This window comes from Pseudomonas sp. AC193, assembly GCF_979258075.1.
This window is the reverse complement of sequence record NZ_OZ409832.1, coordinates 2,752,259-2,768,375: the sequence shown is the minus strand read 5'-3', so window position 1 is coordinate 2,768,375 and position 16,117 is coordinate 2,752,259. Positions and strand designations below refer to the sequence as shown.

The 16,117-nt window shown below is 59.9% G+C and carries 16 protein-coding genes; 3 read left to right on the top strand and 13 right to left on the bottom strand.

Annotated elements, in window-relative coordinates; translation table 11 throughout:
• Nucleotides 1-88: 88 nt before the first annotated feature.
• From ACZZ0D_RS12460 to ribBA, 5 genes are all read right to left on the bottom strand, one after another.
• Nucleotides 89-1,243 carry an ABC transporter ATP-binding protein gene (locus ACZZ0D_RS12460; RefSeq protein WP_212546099.1) on the bottom strand — a complete coding sequence of 385 codons (1,155 nt, stop codon included), beginning with the start codon at nt 1,241-1,243 and terminating at the stop codon, nt 89-91.
• Nucleotides 1,244-1,259: 16 nt separating this feature from the next.
• A complete protein-coding gene (locus ACZZ0D_RS12455) occupies nt 1,260-2,069 on the bottom strand; it encodes an ABC transporter permease (RefSeq protein ID WP_007918021.1) in 810 nt (269 codons plus the stop codon).
• Between the two features lie 6 nt (nt 2,070-2,075).
• Nucleotides 2,076-3,023 carry an ABC transporter permease gene (locus tag ACZZ0D_RS12450; RefSeq protein ID WP_053121191.1) on the bottom strand — a complete coding sequence of 316 codons (948 nt, stop codon included), beginning with the start codon at nt 3,021-3,023 and terminating at the stop codon, nt 2,076-2,078.
• A complete protein-coding gene (locus ACZZ0D_RS12445; protein ID WP_212546097.1) occupies nt 3,020-4,045 on the bottom strand; it encodes an ABC transporter substrate-binding protein in 1,026 nt (341 codons plus the stop codon). Before ACZZ0D_RS12445 ends, ACZZ0D_RS12450 begins: the two co-directional genes overlap by 4 nt.
• Nucleotides 4,046-4,281: 236 nt before the next feature.
• Entirely contained in the window at nt 4,282-5,391 is a 1,110-nt protein-coding gene (gene ribBA / locus ACZZ0D_RS12440) for a bifunctional 3,4-dihydroxy-2-butanone-4-phosphate synthase/GTP cyclohydrolase II (protein WP_463553395.1), read from the bottom strand.
• 68 nt (nt 5,392-5,459) lie between these two features.
• Here ribBA and ACZZ0D_RS12435 point away from each other — a divergent pair, with 68 nt between their 5' ends.
• Nucleotides 5,460-5,756: a DUF1330 domain-containing protein gene (locus ACZZ0D_RS12435; RefSeq protein ID WP_463553394.1), complete on the top strand. Its 297-nt coding sequence runs from the start codon at nt 5,460-5,462 to the stop codon at nt 5,754-5,756.
• A gap of 167 nt (nt 5,757-5,923) precedes the next feature.
• On the opposite strand, the gene ACZZ0D_RS12430 is transcribed toward ACZZ0D_RS12435, so the two are convergent.
• The 7 genes from ACZZ0D_RS12430 to ACZZ0D_RS12400 form a co-directional block, all read right to left on the bottom strand.
• Nucleotides 5,924-6,487: an NUDIX hydrolase gene (locus ACZZ0D_RS12430; RefSeq protein ID WP_463553393.1), complete on the bottom strand. Its 564-nt coding sequence runs from the start codon at nt 6,485-6,487 to the stop codon at nt 5,924-5,926.
• Nucleotide 6,488: 1 nt separating this feature from the next.
• Nucleotides 6,489-7,253, bottom strand: a complete 765-nt coding sequence (locus tag ACZZ0D_RS12425; protein WP_053121182.1) for a GntR family transcriptional regulator — start codon at nt 7,251-7,253, stop codon at nt 6,489-6,491.
• 42 nt (nt 7,254-7,295) lie between these two features.
• Nucleotides 7,296-7,700 (bottom strand): carboxymuconolactone decarboxylase family protein, encoded by a 405-nt coding sequence (locus tag ACZZ0D_RS12420; RefSeq protein ID WP_053121180.1) that lies wholly within the window; start codon nt 7,698-7,700, stop codon nt 7,296-7,298.
• A gap of 133 nt (nt 7,701-7,833) precedes the next feature.
• Nucleotides 7,834-8,319 carry a flavin reductase family protein gene (locus ACZZ0D_RS12415; protein WP_053121178.1) on the bottom strand — a complete coding sequence of 162 codons (486 nt, stop codon included), beginning with the start codon at nt 8,317-8,319 and terminating at the stop codon, nt 7,834-7,836.
• Nucleotides 8,320-8,331: 12 nt separating this feature from the next.
• The gene (locus tag ACZZ0D_RS12410; protein WP_053121176.1) at nt 8,332-9,813 is read right to left on the bottom strand and encodes an aldehyde dehydrogenase; all 1,482 of its coding nucleotides are present in this window, start codon (nt 9,811-9,813) and stop codon (nt 8,332-8,334) included.
• Nucleotides 9,810-10,643, bottom strand: coding sequence for an alpha/beta fold hydrolase (locus tag ACZZ0D_RS12405; RefSeq protein WP_426620338.1), 834 nt, complete (start codon nt 10,641-10,643; stop codon nt 9,810-9,812). The genes ACZZ0D_RS12410 and ACZZ0D_RS12405 overlap by 4 nt, the downstream gene beginning before the upstream one ends.
• 31 nt (nt 10,644-10,674) lie before the next feature.
• Complete coding sequence (locus tag ACZZ0D_RS12400) at nt 10,675-11,265, bottom strand: amino acid synthesis family protein (RefSeq protein WP_007917992.1); 591 nt, start codon at nt 11,263-11,265, stop codon at nt 10,675-10,677.
• Between the two features lie 428 nt (nt 11,266-11,693).
• Here ACZZ0D_RS12400 and ACZZ0D_RS12395 point away from each other — a divergent pair, with 428 nt between their 5' ends.
• Together ACZZ0D_RS12395 and ACZZ0D_RS12390 are read left to right on the top strand one after the other, a co-directional pair.
• Nucleotides 11,694-12,737, top strand: a complete 1,044-nt coding sequence (locus tag ACZZ0D_RS12395) for a WD40/YVTN/BNR-like repeat-containing protein (RefSeq protein ID WP_159815098.1) — start codon at nt 11,694-11,696, stop codon at nt 12,735-12,737.
• Nucleotides 12,734-15,118, top strand: a complete 2,385-nt coding sequence (locus ACZZ0D_RS12390) for an efflux RND transporter permease subunit (RefSeq protein WP_053121170.1) — start codon at nt 12,734-12,736, stop codon at nt 15,116-15,118. The genes ACZZ0D_RS12395 and ACZZ0D_RS12390 overlap by 4 nt, the downstream gene beginning before the upstream one ends.
• A 181-nt stretch (nt 15,119-15,299) precedes the next feature.
• Here ACZZ0D_RS12390 and ACZZ0D_RS12385 read toward each other — a convergent pair whose 3' ends face one another.
• Complete coding sequence (locus ACZZ0D_RS12385; RefSeq protein ID WP_158830926.1) at nt 15,300-16,019, bottom strand: FadR/GntR family transcriptional regulator; 720 nt, start codon at nt 16,017-16,019, stop codon at nt 15,300-15,302.
• Between the last annotated feature and the right edge of the window lie 98 nt (nt 16,020-16,117).

Here is a 16,117-nt window from a genome sequence, read left to right as displayed (position 1 = left end):
TCGAGTGAAACGAGGCTGCGATCTTTTGATCTTGTTTTTAACGGCAAGATCAAAAGATCGCAGCCTTCGGCAGCTCCTACAGGGGTTTTCAGTGGGAGCCGGCGGCTTTGTTGAGGTCGCTTTCGCTCCATTCGGTGTAGACGCAGGCATCAGCCGTGGCCCAGCGCACTTGCACAGGATCGCCAGCCTTGAGCGGCATGCCCGCGGCTGACAATGCTTTCACCGTCATTGAGGTTCCGCCGGAGGTGACCACGCTGCACGTCTGGCTCTCGCCGAGGAACAGCACCTCAACCACCTTGGCCGCCACTTCATTCCACCCCGACGGCAACGGTTCGCTGATCGCTTGCGCCACGCTCAACGCCTGCGCTTTTTCCGGCCGCACCATCAGCAACACATCCTGATCGGTGTGCAACCCAGCGGTCAGGCGAATCGATAATGACTGCCCTTCAAAAGAAGCCGCCGCATTGCCCTGCGCCTTGAGCTTGAGGAAGTTCGAGTTACCGAGGAACGACGCGACAAACGCATTCGGCGGATTCTGATACAGGTCATAACCACTGCCCAATCCAACAATCTTGCCGTGACTGAAAATCGCGATACGTTGCGACAAGCGCATGGCTTCTTCCTGGTCGTGGGTCACGTAAACGATGGTGATGCCCAGACGACGATGCAGTTGGCGCAATTCATCCTGCAAATCCTCGCGCAGCTTTTTATCCAGCGCACCGAGCGGTTCGTCCATCAACAGAATGCGTGGTTCGTAAACCAGCGCCCGGGCAATAGCCACGCGTTGTTGCTGGCCGCCCGAGAGTTGCGAAGGGCGGCGATGGGCGAATTGCTCAAGCTGCACCAGTTTCAGCATCGCATCGACACGCTTCTCGCGCTCCGCCGTCGCCAGTTTGCGAATCGCCAGCGGGAAGGCGATGTTGTCGCGCACCGACAGGTGCGGGAACAGCGAATAGCGCTGGAACACCATGCCGATGTCACGCTTGTGCGGCGGCACATTGACCAGCGATTCGCCGTTGACGAGGATTTCGCCGCTACTCGGCGTTTCAAACCCGGCGAGCATCGACAACGTGGTGCTTTTGCCCGAGCCGCTGGAACCGAGAAAAGTGAGGAATTCACCGTCCTTGATGTCCAGCGAAATGTTGTCGACGGCGGCAAAGTCGCCGTAGTGCTTGTTCAGGTTGCGCAGGCTGACCAGGGGTTTGTCGTTCTGCTGGGAAGCGTCTTTGATCACGGCACTCATGTCGTACTCCTGGCGCTCAGGCGCTGATTTCGTTACGCCGGCGCAATGCGGCGGCGATCACCATGACCAAAACAGACAAGCCGATCAGCAGCGTCGAAGCGACGGCGATCACTGGCGTCAGGTCCTGGCGCAGGGTGGTCCACATTTTCACGGGAAGGGTTTGCAGGGTCGGGCTGGCCATCATCACGCTGAGCACCACTTCGTCCCACGAAACGAGGAAGGCGAAGAGGGCGCCGGCAACCATGCCCGGACGGATCGCCGGGAACGTCACCTTGAACACCGCTTGCAGGCGTGACGCACCGCAAATCACCGCCGCGTCTTCAATCGACTGATCGAATAGCTTCAACGAGTTGATGATCGAGATGATGGTAAACGGCAGCGCGACAATCACATGGCTGACCACGAAGGCGAACATGGTCCCGGTGTAACCGAGCTTGAGGAACAGCGCGTACACCGCCACGGCGATGATCACCAGCGGCACGATCATCGGCAGGGTGAACAGACCGTAGAGCATTTCCCGGCCGGGAAAACGTCCGCGCACCAGCGCGAACGCAGTCGGCAAACCAAGGGCCACGGCGCAGATCGTGGTCAGCACAGCGACCTTGAGGCTCGCCGCTGCAGCGTTCATCCAGTCAGGATTGGAGAAGAACTGGCCGTACCATTTCAGCGTCCAGCCCGGTGGTGGAAACACCAGCCACTGCGAGGAGCCGAACGACAGCAGCACGATAAACACGATCGGCAACAGCAGGAACAGACCGATCAGCCCGGTGGTTGCATACAAGCCGAAGCGCATCCGGCGGCTCATCGCATTGGGGGTCAGGAGCATGTCGGCTTACCTCGCGTTACTGGCGCCAACCGGGGATTCCGGTTGAAGCTTCAGGTAGAAGTAGAACAGCACCAAAGTGATCGCGATCAGCAACGCGGCGCCGGCACTGGCCAGGCCCCAGTTGAGGAACGATTGCACCTGCTGAATGATGAACTCCGGCAGCATCATGTTCTGCGCCCCGCCGAGCAGCGCCGGGGTCACGTAGTAACCGAGCGACATGACGAACACCATCAAACCACCGGAGGCCAGACCCGGCCGGCACAGCGGCAGGAACACCCGGAAGAAGTTGCTCCACGGACTGGCGCCGCAGATCGAGCCGGCCTGCAGGATCATCGGGTCGATGGCCTGCATGGTCGCCTGCAACGGCAGCACGATGAACGGAATCATGATGTAGCTCATGCCGATCACCACGCCGGTGAGGTTGTGCACCATCTCCAGTGGCTGATCGATGATGCCCATCGCCATCAACGCCTTGTTGATCACGCCCGACGCTTGCAGCAGCACCAGCCACGAATAGGTGCGGGCGAGCAGGCTGGTCCACATCGACAGCAGCACGATGTTGAGAATCCAGCGCCCCCAGCCGCGCGGCACCAGAGTGATCGCCCAGGCCAGCGGAAAGCCCAGCAGCAAGCTGAACAGCGTCACCAGCCCGGCCACCGAAAAGGTGTTGAGCAGCACTCGGGCATAGGCCGAGTTGGCGAACAGTTGTTCATAGTTGCCGAGGCCCGGGGTCGGTTCGAGCACGCCGCGCAGCAGCAGGCCGATCAACGGCGCGAGAAAAAACAGGCCGATGAACAGCAGCGCCGGCACGAGGTTGCCGGCGCCGCGCCAGCGTTGTCTGAGGGACGGGGCTTGCTGCATCGCAACCGCCTGTGTTCCGTGGGCCGAACCGGCAGCGCTTTGGGCGCTGCCGGTGGCAGTGGAGGGACGGGACGCGGTGGCCGCCATTTTCATTTGACCAGCCATTCGTTCCACCGTGTCGCGATGGCCTGGCCGTTTTTGGCCCAGTACGCGAAATCAAGAGTGATCTGATCCTTAGCGTAGGCAGTCGGCAGGTTGGGGGCCAGCGCCGAATCCAGACGCTCCACACTGTCGAGGTTGACCGGGGCGTAGGCGGTCAGGTTGGAGAAGTCGGCCTGGCCTTTGGCGCTGCTCGCGCTGGCGAGAAACTTCATCGCTGCGTCCTTGTTTTTCGAGCCCTTTGGAATCACCAGAATGTCGGCCATGACCAGGTTCTGTTTCCAGCTCACGCCGACCGGCGCGCCGTCTTCTTGCAGGGCGTGAATGCGACCGTTCCAGAACTGGCCCATGCTCGCTTCACCGGACGCCAGCAGTTGCTGCGACTGCGCGCCGCCGCCCCACCAGACGATGTCTTTCTTGATGGTGTCGAGTTTCTTGAAGGCGCGATCCAGATCCAGCGGGTAGAGCTTGTCGGCAGGTACGCCATCGGCCAGCAGCGCCAGTTCGAGCACGCCGGGGCTTGGCCATTTGTAGAGGGCGCGTTTGCCCGGGTAGGTCTTGGTGTCGAACAGGGCGCTCCAGTCCTGCGGCTTGTTGGCGCCGAGTTTGCCCTCGTTGTAGCCGAGGACGAAGGAGAAGAAGAACGAGCCGACGCCGTAATCGCTGACGAAACGCGGGTCGATCTTGTCGCGCTGGATGACTTTGAAATCGAGGGGTTCGAGCAGGCCTTCAGCGGCGGCGCGCAGGGCGAAATCGGCTTCGACATCGACCACGTCCCACTGCACGTTGCCGCTCTCGACCATGGCTTTGAGTTTGCCGTAGTCGGTCGGGCCGTCCTGCACGACGGTGATGCCGCTGGCCTTGCTGAACGGATCGGCCCAAGCCTGTTTCTGCGCATCCTGGGTGCTTCCACCCCAACTGACGAAGTTCACGCTGTCGGCCGCCATTGCAGCCTGGCCGGTGACGCTGAGCAGTCCCGCGAAAAGGATCGCGGTTGCAGCTTTGTTCAACACCATGTTCACGCCCTCATTGTTGTGTTTTTGAGCGGGCTTGCGTTGTTGCCCGCCTATCGGGAGCAGTAGATGGACGTTCGTTGGAGTGTCCGGTCTATGGAATATCATATTATGGTATTCCAAACTTTGTGCAAGCACTTTGCCTTACCGGTTATCTGGCGGCTGTCCTTTTTTGTGGTTCGAAGAAATGAATCTGAAATGCAAGCCCCCTCCCACATTTTTAGCCTGGCCGCCCGGGGTTATTCGGTGAAGGGAATGCTTTCGACGACTTCCAGGTCATACCCGGTCAGGCCGGCGTATTTAAGCGGCGGCCCAAGATGCCGCAGCTTACCCACCCCCAGATTCTGCAAAATCTGCGCCCCAGTCCCCACCTCGGAATAAATCCGCGATTGCGAACGACTGAACTGCCGCGGCGGCTGGGTCAATTGCGGCACTCGCTCCAGCAGCGCCTGCGACGACTCGTGATTGGCCAACACCACCACAACCCCATGCCCCTCAGCCGCGACCCGTTGCAGCGCCGCCCACAACGTCCAGTTGGTCGGCCCGCTGTACTCGGCGCCGACCAGATCCCGCAGCGGATCAATCACATGCACACGCACCAGCGTCGGCTCTTCGCGGCGCAGATCCCCCATGAGCATCGCCATGTGCACGCCGCCCTCGATGCGATCCTCAAAGGTGATCAAACGGAACGTGCCATGCACCGTCGGCAGCTCACGTTCGCCAATCCGCTCGATGGTGTGTTCGGTGCTCAGGCGATAGTGGATGAGGTCGGCGATGGTGCCGATCTTGATCCCGTGCTTGCGCGCAAACACTTCCAGATCCGGACGCCGCGCCATGGTGCCGTCGTCGTTCATCACCTCGACGATCACCGATGCCGGCGTAAACCCGGCGAGGCGTGCCAAATCACAACCCGCCTCGGTATGACCGGCGCGGGTCAGCACGCCACCTTCCTTGGCGCGCAGCGGGAAGATATGGCCCGGCTGCACCAGGTCTTCAGCGCGGGCATTCGGCGCGACAGCGGCGGCAACGGTGCAAGCGCGATCCGCTGCCGAGATACCGGTGGTCACGCCAACCGCTGCTTCAATCGACACGGTAAACGCGGTGCTGAACACGCTGCCGTTGGCCGGCACCATTTGCTCAAGACCCAGACGCTGGCAGTGGTCGTCGGTCAGCGTCAGGCAAATCAGCCCGCGTGCTTCACGGGCCATAAAGCTGATCGCTTCTGGCGTGCAACGGTCGGCGGCCAGTAACAGGTCGCCTTCGTTTTCGCGGTCTTCGTCATCGACCAGCAAAACCATTTTGCCGAGACGATAATCTTCGATGATTTCTTCGATGCTGTTGAAGGCCATGCTGGACTCTCAGGGTTCGTTGGAAATATATTGGTATACCATAATACAAAATCAACAAAGAGGTCACTATGAAGGCGTACTGGATTGCTCATGTGGACATCGCCGATGCCGATCACTACAGCCAATACACCCAGCGCGCACCGGCGGCCTTCGCTGCGTTCGGCGCGAAGTTTCTGGCGAGGGGCGGGCGCAGCGAAGCGATGGAAGGGCGCGAGACGCCACAGCGCAGCGTGGTGATCGAGTTTGAGAACTACGAAAAAGCCGTGGCGTGCTACCACTCGGCGGCGTATCAGGAAGCGAAAAGTTACCGTGAAGAATGGGCGAGGGCGGAGATCATCATCGTCGAAGGCATCACCCCAATTTAAGACTCACCGTTAAGCCCCTGTAGGAGCTGCCGAAGGCTGCGATCTTTTGATCGTTCCCACGCTCCGCGTGGGAATGCAGCCCGGGACGCTCCGCGTCCCTTTTTAGAGCCGAACGCGGAGCGTCCGAGGAGGCGTTCCCACGCGGAGCATGGGAACGATCAATGTGATCAGCGGATAAAGTGGATCTTGCCGCTATCATCATTGCCCATATAGATCCCATAAACCCCGGCCAGGCGCTCTTCGATATAGCGCTCAAGAATCTGTCGGATCGCCGGGTAATAGATCTGCTCCCACGGAATGTCTTCCGGCGCGAAGAACTTGTAAGCCAAGGTCTCCAGTCCGAACTGCCCGGTAATCTCCAGGGCGATCGCGCGGAAGATGATGTACACCTCGCTGATCTTCGGCACGCTGAAAATCGAGTACGGCGAAACGATTTCCGCGCGCACGCCGCTTTCTTCCCAGACTTCACGAATGGCCGCTTGCTCAGTGGTCTCGCCGCTTTCCATGAAACCGGCGGGCAGCGTCCAGGTGCCCGGGCGCGGCGGGATCGCCCGTTGGCACAGCAGATATTTGCCGTCCTGCTCGATGATGCAGCCGGCAATGATCTTCGGATTGACGTAGTGGATGTAGCCGCAGCCGCGACACATCAGGCGCTCGTGCGTATCGCCCGCCGGTATCTGCTGACCGAGGTCAGGGCCACCGCATTTCGGGCAATAGCTCGGGCTGAACATATCAGTGACCTATACGGGGTTCTTTCAGTGCGATAGGCAGGGTCATGGCCGGCGTGCCTTTAACGACAGAGCCGGTCTCTTCCTGCTTGCGCTTGAGATAGTCGAGCGCTACCGCAGCGGCAGCGCGAACGTGATCAACACAGGCCTGATGCGCCACCAGCGGATCGCCGCTCTTGATCGCCTCGACCATTTTTTCCATTTCCTGATTACTCGCGCCGCGACGGTTTTCCTGCGACACCGAAGTCGCACGCAGGTAGCTGATGCGTGCCTGCAACTGACGCAACTGAGTCGCCGCAACATGGTTGCCCGAGCCTTCGAGCAGCACGTCGTAGAAACCTTGCACCGAGTCGATCACCTGCTGCAACTCGCCGTCCTTGAGCGCCTTGCGGTTCTCGTCGAGGGCTTTTTCCAGGGCTTTGATGTCCTTGGCTTTGGCGCGCAGGGTGAACAGCTGCACGATCAAACCTTCGAGTACGCAACGCAGTTCGTAGATGTCGACGGCATCGGCGAGGGTGATGATCGCCACGCGCGGGCCTTTGGCATCGGCAAACTCAACCAGACCTTCGGATTCCAGGTGACGCAAGGCCTCGCGCACGGAGGTGCGGCTGACGCCAAGGCGATCGCACAGATCGCGCTCAACCAGACGATCACCGGGCATGAGCTGGAAATTCATGATCGCGCTACGCAGTTTATCCAGCACGATTTCGCGCAGGGTAACGGGGTTGCGATTGACCTTGAAGCTGTCGTCGAGTGGCTGGCGTTTCATGGGATCCGCTCTTTCGGTTGGCTGTCCATGCCAGACGGGCATCTAAACAGCCGAGGGGTTAACTGGGGCTTCGGCGTCGGCTTCGGCGAAGGCTTCACGGGCCAGCCGGAAACTATCCACGGCTGCCGGAACGCCGCAATAAATGCCGACCTGAAGCAGAATTTCGCGTATTTGCTCACGACTCAGGCCGTTACGCAAGGCGCCACGCACATGCAGCTTGAGTTCGTGCGGACGGTTGAGCGCCGAGATCATCGCCAGGTTGATCATGCTGCGCTCCTTGAGCGACAAACCTTCACGACCCCAGACATGGCCCCAGCAGTATTCGGTGACCATTTCCTGCAGCGGGCGGGTGAAGTCGTCGGCGTTGTCTATCGAACGCTGCACGTAGGCTTCGCCGAGTACCTGAGTGCGGATCTTCAGGCCTTTTTCATACTTCTCGTTACTCATAAATCCTCCTGTGACCACGATCCCTTGTAGGAGTGAGCCTGCTCGCGATAGCGGTGGATCAGTCGACATCAATGTTGAATGTCAGTCCGCTATCGCGAGCAGGCTCACTCCTACAGGGTTTTGTGTGAATCCGTCAGGCCAATGTCGGCAACGGGCCGAGCTTGCCTTTGTGGTAGATCATCGGTGTCACCGGTTGCGCAGGCAGGATCAGGTTCTTCACCGCGCCAACGATGATCGCGTGATCGCCGCCGTCGTATTCACGCCACAATTCGCACTCGATGATCGCGGTGGCTTTGGCGAGAATCGGGTTACCCAATTCGCTCAAATGCCACTCGATACCGGCCGCCTTGTCCTTGCCTTTACCGGCAAAGGCATAGGCCTCTGCGGTCTGGTCAGCCGACAGCAAATGAATCGCAAACTTCTTGCTGTCACGCAGAATCGGATAAGTGTCGGAGGCGTAGTTAGGGCAGAACAGCACCAGCGCCGGGTCAATTGACAGCGCACTAAAAGCGCTGGCGGTGATGCCGACAATGCCGCCCTCCGGGTCAACAGTGGTAACCACCGTGACGCCGGACGGGAAGGAGCTCATGACGTCTTTGTAAATGCCGGGTTCGATCATTTCGCAGGACTCCTAGCGCATCACAAACGGATCAGGCATTGGCGCCTGAGACAAGTTGATCCACACCGTTTTCAGTTCGGTGTAGGCCAGCACCGAATCGATGCCGCTTTCGCGTCCATAGCCACTGTTTTTGAAGCCGCCGATCGGCGCCATCGCTGACACCGCGCGGTAAGTGTTGACCCAGATAATCCCCGAGCGCACATCGCGAGCGAGGCGATGCGCCCGGCCCAAATCACGCGTCCAGATGCCGGCGGCAAGGCCGAACTGCGAGTCGTTGGCGATGGCCAGCGCCTCGGCTTCATCTTTAAAGCGAATGACCGAAGCCACCGGGCCGAAGACTTCTTCCTGCATGATCTTCATCGAATTGCGATCGCATTCGAACAGCGTTGGCTCGTAGAACCAGCCGTCACCGAGATCGGTCGGCCGCTTGCCGCCAGTGCGCAACCGCGCGCCCTCAGCGATGGCATCAGCGACCAGACCTTCGACCACCGCCAGTTGCTGCGCGGTCGCCATCGGCCCCATTTCACTGGCGTCTTCCTGCGGGTTGCCGATGCGAATGCGCTGGGCGCGTTCGACCAGTCGATTGACGAATTCGTCGTAGATTTCATCCTGCACCAAAAGGCGTGAGCCAGACACGCAACTCTGCCCGGACGCCGCATAAATCCCGGCAATCGCGCCGTTGATCGCGCTGTCCAGATCGGCGTCGGCGAAGATGATATTCGGCGACTTGCCGCCCAGCTCCAGCGACAACTTGGCGAAGTTCTCGGCGCTGCTACGCACCACATGCCGCGCCGTCGCTGCGCCGCCGGTGAAGGCGATTTTGCGGATCAGCGGATGGCGGGTGAGGGCGGCGCCGGTGCTCGGGCCATAACCGGTGACGACGTTGACCACACCCGGCGGAATCCCGGCTTCGAGGGCCAGACGCGCCAGCTCCAGAATCGTCGCCGAGGCGTGCTCGGACGGTTTGATCACAATCGTGTTGCCAGCGGCGAGGGCCGGGGCCAGTTTGATCGCGGTCAGATACAGCGGGCTGTTCCACGGAATGATCGCCGCGACCACACCCATCGCTTCGTGCACGGTGTAGGCGAACAGATCAGGCTTATCCAGCGGCAGCGTGCCGCCTTCGAGCTTGTCGGCAAGACCGGCGGTGTAGTGGAAAAATTCGGGCAGATAGCTGACCTGGCCACGGGTTTCGCGGATCAGTTTGCCGTTGTCGCGGCTTTCCAGCTGCGCCAGTTGTTCTTTATTTTCGGCGATCAAGTCACCGAGACGGCGTAGCAGTTTGCCCCGTGCGGTGGCGGTCAGGCCGCGCCAGGCCGGGCTGTCGAAAGCAGTTTGTGCCGCTTGCACGGCGCGTTCGACGTCCGCTTCATCAGCGTCAGGCAATTCTGCCCAGGCTTGCGCGGAGGCCGGGTTGAGGCTTTCGAAAGTCTTGCCGGAGAGGGCGTCGACCCATTCTCCGCCGATGCACATCTGGAAGCGTGCGAGTGTCATGCAACGATCCCCTGTATAGGGTTTTGTCGGGAGTGTGCGAATTGGAGAAATTCCAGCAGCGTCTGATTGACCAGACGCGGGGACTCTACGGGCATCATATGCCGTTGCTCGGCCAGCACGGCAACCTTCGCACCGGGGATGCGTCGGGCCAGTTGCTCGGCCATTTCCGGGGTCGAACCCGGGTCGAGTTCGCCGGTGGCGATCAGCGTCGGCGCTTGAATACTGCCCAAGTCGTCAACGCGGTACATGTCTTGGGTGGCGAACAATTCATAAGTGGTCAGATAGCCTTGCGGATCATTACCGGCGAGGGTCTGGCGGATCGCCGCGATCTGCGCCGGGTTGGCCGCCTGATACTCGCGGCTGAACCAGCGCGACAGCGCCGCTTCGGCATTGGCGTCCGGGCCGTGCTCGGCTGCTTGCGCGGTGCGAGCAATGACGCCGGCTCTCTGTTCTTCGCTGCGGTTGAACACGCTGTTCAACACCACCAGGCTTTGCAGGCGCTCCGGGTAATGCAGGGCAAAGGCCCGCGCGACCAGACCGCCCATGGAGAATCCGATCACCGCTGCCTGTGGCAGATTGAGGTGATCGAGCAACTCCAGCAACTGGTCGGCGTAACCGAGCAGGTTGGTGCCGCTGGCCGGTCGCGGGCTGGCGCCATGACCGAGCATGTCGTAGGCGATCACCCGGTATTGGCTGGACAGGCCGACAATCTGGCCGCCCCACATTTCTTTATTCAGGCCCACGCCGTGGATCAAAACCACGGGCTGGCCTTGGCCGGTCGCCAGGTAACTGGTGCCAGCCGGGGTGAGTTCAGCGGTGAGCCGAATCATGGAGCGCTCCTGCAATGCCTTTTTATTGTGATTACTGGGCTTTTTCGGCGGCCAGTTCTTCCAGATCGATGTAGCGGTTGCCGATGCGCGGGTGCAGGCGACCACCGTCGGCGCAACCCAGCACGACAACGATTTCGTCGGCACGCGGCGCGTCTTCGATCTGCATTTCCAGGGTGATGTAGTGCGAACGCTGACCTTCGTCGTCCTTGTGCATCATCGGGATCTGAATCGAAGTGCCCGGGCCGCCGCGCTTGTTGGTGAAGCTCAGGTAGCTTTTGGCGTTGACGGCTTCGCGGTAGTGGTTACCGAAGCGCAGGGTGTGAATCACGGCTGAGGCGTGTTCGATCTCGCCATCAGCACCGACCACGGCGGCTTTGCCGTAAGCCTCGATCTTCTCCGCACCGCCGATGATGCCGACCAGACGCTCGACCATCAGCGCACCGAGGTCGGAGCAGTTGGCGCGGATCTGCGGTTTGAGGTCTTCGACGAAACCGTTGCCCACCCAAGGGTTTTTCATCACCACGGCGAGGCCGACCATGGTCACTGGCTTGTCGGTTGCCTTGCCGCCTTCGATGAAGGTTTCTTCGACATAGCTGACGATCTTGCGAATTTCGAAACTCATGAGCTGCTCCGTAGGGGGGATTGAGAGTGTCTGTGCGTCTGATGGTATACCATAATACCGATCGTGCAAGTCCCCCTAACAAGATTCCCTTCATCCATCCGACGAATCCTCCGTCATAACAACGCGAAATCCCTGTAGGAGCTGCGGCACGCTGCGATCTTTTGACTTTTAAAAGCCAGGATCAAAAGATCGCAGCCTCGTTTCACTCGTCAGCTCCTACAGGGGGATGCGTTCAGCCCGTGCGGTTAACAAAAGATAACGTGGCGCCGATTGTCAGACGTTTCTAAAGCCCGATAGGATGAGCCAGCTTCCGAAGTGGCTCTGGATTGCGGGTTTCAGGACTATGCTTCTGATCTGCCATCAGCGGAGCACACTTGCGGCGCCCTTGAAGGCCAAATGGCCTAACAATAATAAATAGGGGAAGGTCTATGAGTCGTTGCCGCCCGCCGGCGTTACGCAACACCGCGTTGCTGGCCACAGCACTCTCTCTGCTGGGCTTTGCCACGTTGTCGGCACCCGTCATTGCCGCTGAGGCCCCGGCCGACGTGGTCTATGCCACCGAATCCAGCAAAGCCGCAAAAAGCCTGATTCTTGATGTCGTCCACGCCGGTGCGCGTCTGGTCGCGGTCGGGGATCGCGGGCACATCGTCTATTCCGATGACCAGGGCAAAACCTGGAAGCAGGCCAAAGTGCCGAGCCGGCAACTGCTGACTTCCGTGTATTTTGCCGACGACAAACACGGCTGGGCGGTCGGCCACGACGCGCAAATCCTCGCCAGCGAAGACGGCGGTCTGACCTGGACCAAGCAATTCGAAGACCTCAAACGTGAATCGCCGCTGCTCGACGTCTGGTTCAAGGACGTCAACAGCGGCTTTGCCGTGGGCGCTTACGGTTCGCTGATGGAAACCACCGACGGTGGCAAACACTGGGAAGACGTTAGCGACCGCCTCGATAACGAAGACCAGTTCCACCTCAACGCCATCGCGGCGGTGAAAGACGCCGGCCTGTTCATCGTCGGCGAGTCGGGCAGCATGTTCCGCTCCGCCGACTGGGGCCAGACCTGGGAAAAACTCGAAGGCCCGTACGAAGGTTCGCTGTTCGGCGTGATCGGCACGGCCCAGGCGCAAACCCTGCTGGCCTACGGCTTGCGCGGCAACCTCTACCGCTCCAGCGATTTCGGCAGCACCTGGGAACAGGTCGAACTGAAAGCCGCGCGCGGTGCACTGGAATTCGGTCTGTCCGGCGCAACCTTGCTGCCCGACGGCTCGATCGTCATCGTCGGTAACGGCGGCTCGGTGGTCAGCAGCAGCGACAACGGCGAAACGTTCAGCGTCTTCAACCGTCCGGATCGCATCTCGCTGTCTTCCGTCACCGCGGCCGGCGACGGCAACCTGATTCTGACCGGGCAGGGTGGCGTTCACACCACTCAGCCAAACGGCGCCGAAGTTAATAATAAGAAGGCGGGGCTATGACTTCCTTGATCACTCCTCAGCAGGAAAAGGCGACGTTTCTTGAACGCCTGATCTTCAACAACCGCCCGGCAGTGATTCTGATCTGTCTGGTGGTGAGCATTTTCCTGTTCTGGCAGGCGACGCTGATCCGCCCGTCGACCAGTTTCGAAAAAATGATCCCGCTCAAGCATCCCTTCATCGAGAAGATGATGGAGCACCGTAACGACCTCGCGAACCTCGGCAACACCGTGCGCATTTCGGTCGAAGCGACTGACGGCGACATCTTCTCCAAGGAATACATGGAGACCCTGCGTCAGATCAACGACGAGGTGTTCTACATCTCCGGCGTTGACCGTTCCGGTCTGAAGTCGCTGTGGAGCCCGAGCGTACGCTGGACCGAAGTGACCGAGGAAGGTTTTGCCGGCGGTGAAGTGATCCCGCAGAGCTACAACGGCTCGCAGGACAGCCTCGATCTGCTGCGCAACAACGTGCTCAAGTCCGGCCAGGTCGGGCGTCTGGTGTCCAACGACTTCAAGTCGAGCATCGTTGATATCCCGCTGCTCGAGTCGTACCCGGATCCGCAGGATCAGGGCAAGCTGCTCGCGCTGGACTACCGCCAGTTCTCCCATGAACTGGAAGACAAGATCCGCACCAAGTTCGAAGCACAGAACCCCAACATCAAAATCCACATCGTCGGTTTCGCCAAGAAGGTTGGTGACCTGATCGACGGTCTGGTGATGGTGGTGCTGTTCTTCGGCATCGCGTTTGTCATCACCCTGATCCTGCTGCTGTGGTTCACCAACTGCGTGCGCAGCACCATCGCGGTGCTGAGTACGACGCTGGTGGCGGTGGTCTGGCAGCTTGGTTTGATGCACTTCTTTGGCTTCGGACTCGATCCGTATTCGATGCTGGTGCCGTTCCTGATCTTCGCCATCGGTATCTCCCACGGCGTGCAGAAGATCAACGGTATCGCCCTGCAATCCAGTGAGGCGGATAACGCCCTGACTGCTGCGCGACGCACTTTCCGCCAACTGTTCCTGCCGGGAATGATCGCGATTCTCGCGGATGCGGTGGGCTTCATCACGCTGCTGATTATCGATATCGGCGTGATCCGTGAACTGGCGATCGGCGCGTCCATCGGCGTCGCGGTAATCGTGTTCACCAACCTGATCCTGCTGCCGGTGGCCATTTCCTATGTCGGCATCAGTAAGCGTGCGATTGCCAAGAGCAAGAAAGACGCGAACCGCGAACACCCGTTCTGGCGTCTGCTGTCGAACTTCGCCAACCCGAAAGTCGCACGCATCTCGGTGGTGCTGGCGCTGATCGCTTTCGGTGGCGGCCTCTGGTACAGCCAGAACCTGAAAATCGGTGACCTCGACCAGGGCGCACCGGAACTGCGTCCGGACTCGCGCTACAACAAGGACAACAACTTCATCATCAACAACTACTCGACCAGTTCCGACGTGCTGGTGGTGATGGTCAAGACCAAGGCTGAAGGCTGCTCACGCTACGAAGCCATGGCGCCGATCGACGAACTGATGTGGAAGATGCAGAACACCGAGGGCGTGCAGTCGGCGATCTCCCTGGTGACCGTGTCCAAGCAGATGATCAAGGGCATGAACGAGGGCAACCTGAAATGGGAAACCCTGTCGCGTAACCCCGACGTGCTGAACAACTCGATTGCCCGCGCAGACGGCCTGTACAACAACAGTTGCTCGCTGGCACCGGTGCTGATCTTCCTCAACGATCACAAGGCTGAGACCCTCGATCGTGCGGTGGCTGCCGTGCAGGAATTCGCCAAGGACAACAACAAGGACGGCCTGGAATTCATCCTCGCGGCCGGTAACGCCGGGATCGAAGCAGCCACCAACGAAGTCATCAAACAGGCTGAACTGACCATCCTGATTCTGGTGTACATCTGCGTGGCGGTGATGTGCATGATCACCTTCCGTTCGTGGGCCGCGACCTTGTGCATCGTCCTGCCGCTGGTGCTGACCTCGGTACTCGGCAACGCGCTGATGGCGTTCATGGGCATCGGCGTGAAAGTCGCGACGCTGCCGGTGGTGGCGCTGGGCGTGGGGATTGGCGTCGACTACGGCATTTACATCTACAGCCGCTTGGAGAGTTTCTTGCGTGCGGGGCTGCCGCTGCAGGAAGCCTATTACCAGACGCTGAAATCTACCGGTAAGGCAGTGCTGTTCACCGGTCTGTGCCTGGCGATCGGCGTGTGCACGTGGATCTTCTCGGCGATCAAGTTCCAGGCCGACATGGGCCTGATGCTGACCTTCATGCTGCTGTGGAACATGTTCGGTGCGCTGTGGCTGCTGCCGGCACTGGCGAAGTTCCTGATCAAGCCGGAGAAACTGGCGGGGCAGAAGGGTAACTCGCTGTTTGCGCATTGATCTGAAGGGCTGAAACGACAAAGCCGCAACCTTAGGGTTGCGGCTTTTTTATTTACCGAATTCCATGCAGATCAAATGTAGGAGTGAGCCTGCTCGCGATAGCAGCGTGTCAGTCGGTAAAGGGTTACCTGATACACCGCTATCGCGAGCAGGCTCACTCCTACAAGGGATTTATGGTGTATCAGGAGAGTTCGGTGCCGAGCACTACGCTGAGCGCACTACGCGCATCATCCAGCTGCACCAACGTCGCATGCCGCGCGCCAAGGGCATCGCGGTTCTCAATGGCAGTCAAAATCGCCTTATGCCGCGGCAACGCCAATTCATGCAAATTCGGCCGCTGATTCGAATGCTTCAACGCTTCAGCAATCGCCACTGACAACATATTGCACAGATTCGCCAGCAAATCATTGTGCGTCGCATCGGCAATCCGGCTATGGAAATCCAGATCCGGCTGCAACAAGGCTTCCGGCGTCGGCGCCGCTTCCATGCGCTGATACGCTTCACCAATCGAAGCAATATCCGCCTCGGTCGCATGCTGAGCGGCGAGGGCGGCTGCCGCCGGTTCAATGATGCTGCGCACACTGGTCAGCACATTGAAGAACTCATTCTGCGGGCTGCTTTGCATCAGCCAGTGCAGCACGTCCGGGTCGAGCATGTGCCACTCGCGGCGTGCCTTGACCACCGTGCCCACACGCGGCCTGGAATACACCAGACCCTTGGCCACCAGCACTCGCGTGGCTTCACGCAACACCGGGCGGCTGACCGCGTACTCTTCGCAGAGCAAGGCTTCGGCGGGCAGTTTGTCGTCGGGCTTGAAGCGTCCGGAGACGATCTGCATGCCCAGTTCCTGGACGATGCGCGAGTGCATGCTTTTGCGGTCGGAGGGTTTGCGGTAATCCATGGGGAACGGCGCGATCCTGAGCGATGGAGATGCCGCGCATCATAGCAGGCACCAGACAAACTTGAGGGAGTACACAAAAGCAAATGTAGGAGTGAGCC

What these genes read in the sequence shown, in the direction of transcription:
- ACZZ0D_RS12450 (WP_053121191.1), bottom strand. Translation starts at nt 3,023, where the DNA reads ATGAAAATGGCGGCCACCGCGTCCCGTCCCTCCACTGCCACCGGCAGC.
- ACZZ0D_RS12435 (WP_463553394.1), top strand. Translation starts at nt 5,460, where the DNA reads ATGAAGGCGTACTGGATTGCTCATGTGGACATCGCCGATGCCGATCAC.
- ACZZ0D_RS12410 (WP_053121176.1), bottom strand. Translation starts at nt 9,813, where the DNA reads ATGACACTCGCACGCTTCCAGATGTGCATCGGCGGAGAATGGGTCGAC.
- ACZZ0D_RS12415 (WP_053121178.1), bottom strand. Translation starts at nt 8,319, where the DNA reads ATGATCGAACCCGGCATTTACAAAGACGTCATGAGCTCCTTCCCGTCC.
- ACZZ0D_RS12460 (WP_212546099.1), bottom strand. Translation starts at nt 1,243, where the DNA reads ATGAGTGCCGTGATCAAAGACGCTTCCCAGCAGAACGACAAACCCCTG.
- ACZZ0D_RS12395 (WP_159815098.1), top strand. Translation starts at nt 11,694, where the DNA reads ATGAGTCGTTGCCGCCCGCCGGCGTTACGCAACACCGCGTTGCTGGCC.
- ACZZ0D_RS12405 (WP_426620338.1), bottom strand. Translation starts at nt 10,643, where the DNA reads ATGATTCGGCTCACCGCTGAACTCACCCCGGCTGGCACCAGTTACCTG.
- ACZZ0D_RS12455 (WP_007918021.1), bottom strand. Translation starts at nt 2,069, where the DNA reads ATGCTCCTGACCCCCAATGCGATGAGCCGCCGGATGCGCTTCGGCTTG.
- ACZZ0D_RS12420 (WP_053121180.1), bottom strand. Translation starts at nt 7,700, where the DNA reads ATGAGTAACGAGAAGTATGAAAAAGGCCTGAAGATCCGCACTCAGGTA.
- ACZZ0D_RS12385 (WP_158830926.1), bottom strand. Translation starts at nt 16,019, where the DNA reads ATGGATTACCGCAAACCCTCCGACCGCAAAAGCATGCACTCGCGCATC.
- ACZZ0D_RS12425 (WP_053121182.1), bottom strand. Translation starts at nt 7,253, where the DNA reads ATGAAACGCCAGCCACTCGACGACAGCTTCAAGGTCAATCGCAACCCC.
- ACZZ0D_RS12400 (WP_007917992.1), bottom strand. Translation starts at nt 11,265, where the DNA reads ATGAGTTTCGAAATTCGCAAGATCGTCAGCTATGTCGAAGAAACCTTC.
- ACZZ0D_RS12390 (WP_053121170.1), top strand. Translation starts at nt 12,734, where the DNA reads ATGACTTCCTTGATCACTCCTCAGCAGGAAAAGGCGACGTTTCTTGAA.
- ribBA (WP_463553395.1), bottom strand. Translation starts at nt 5,391, where the DNA reads ATGGCCTTCAACAGCATCGAAGAAATCATCGAAGATTATCGTCTCGGC.
- ACZZ0D_RS12430 (WP_463553393.1), bottom strand. Translation starts at nt 6,487, where the DNA reads ATGTTCAGCCCGAGCTATTGCCCGAAATGCGGTGGCCCTGACCTCGGT.
- ACZZ0D_RS12445 (WP_212546097.1), bottom strand. Translation starts at nt 4,045, where the DNA reads ATGGTGTTGAACAAAGCTGCAACCGCGATCCTTTTCGCGGGACTGCTC.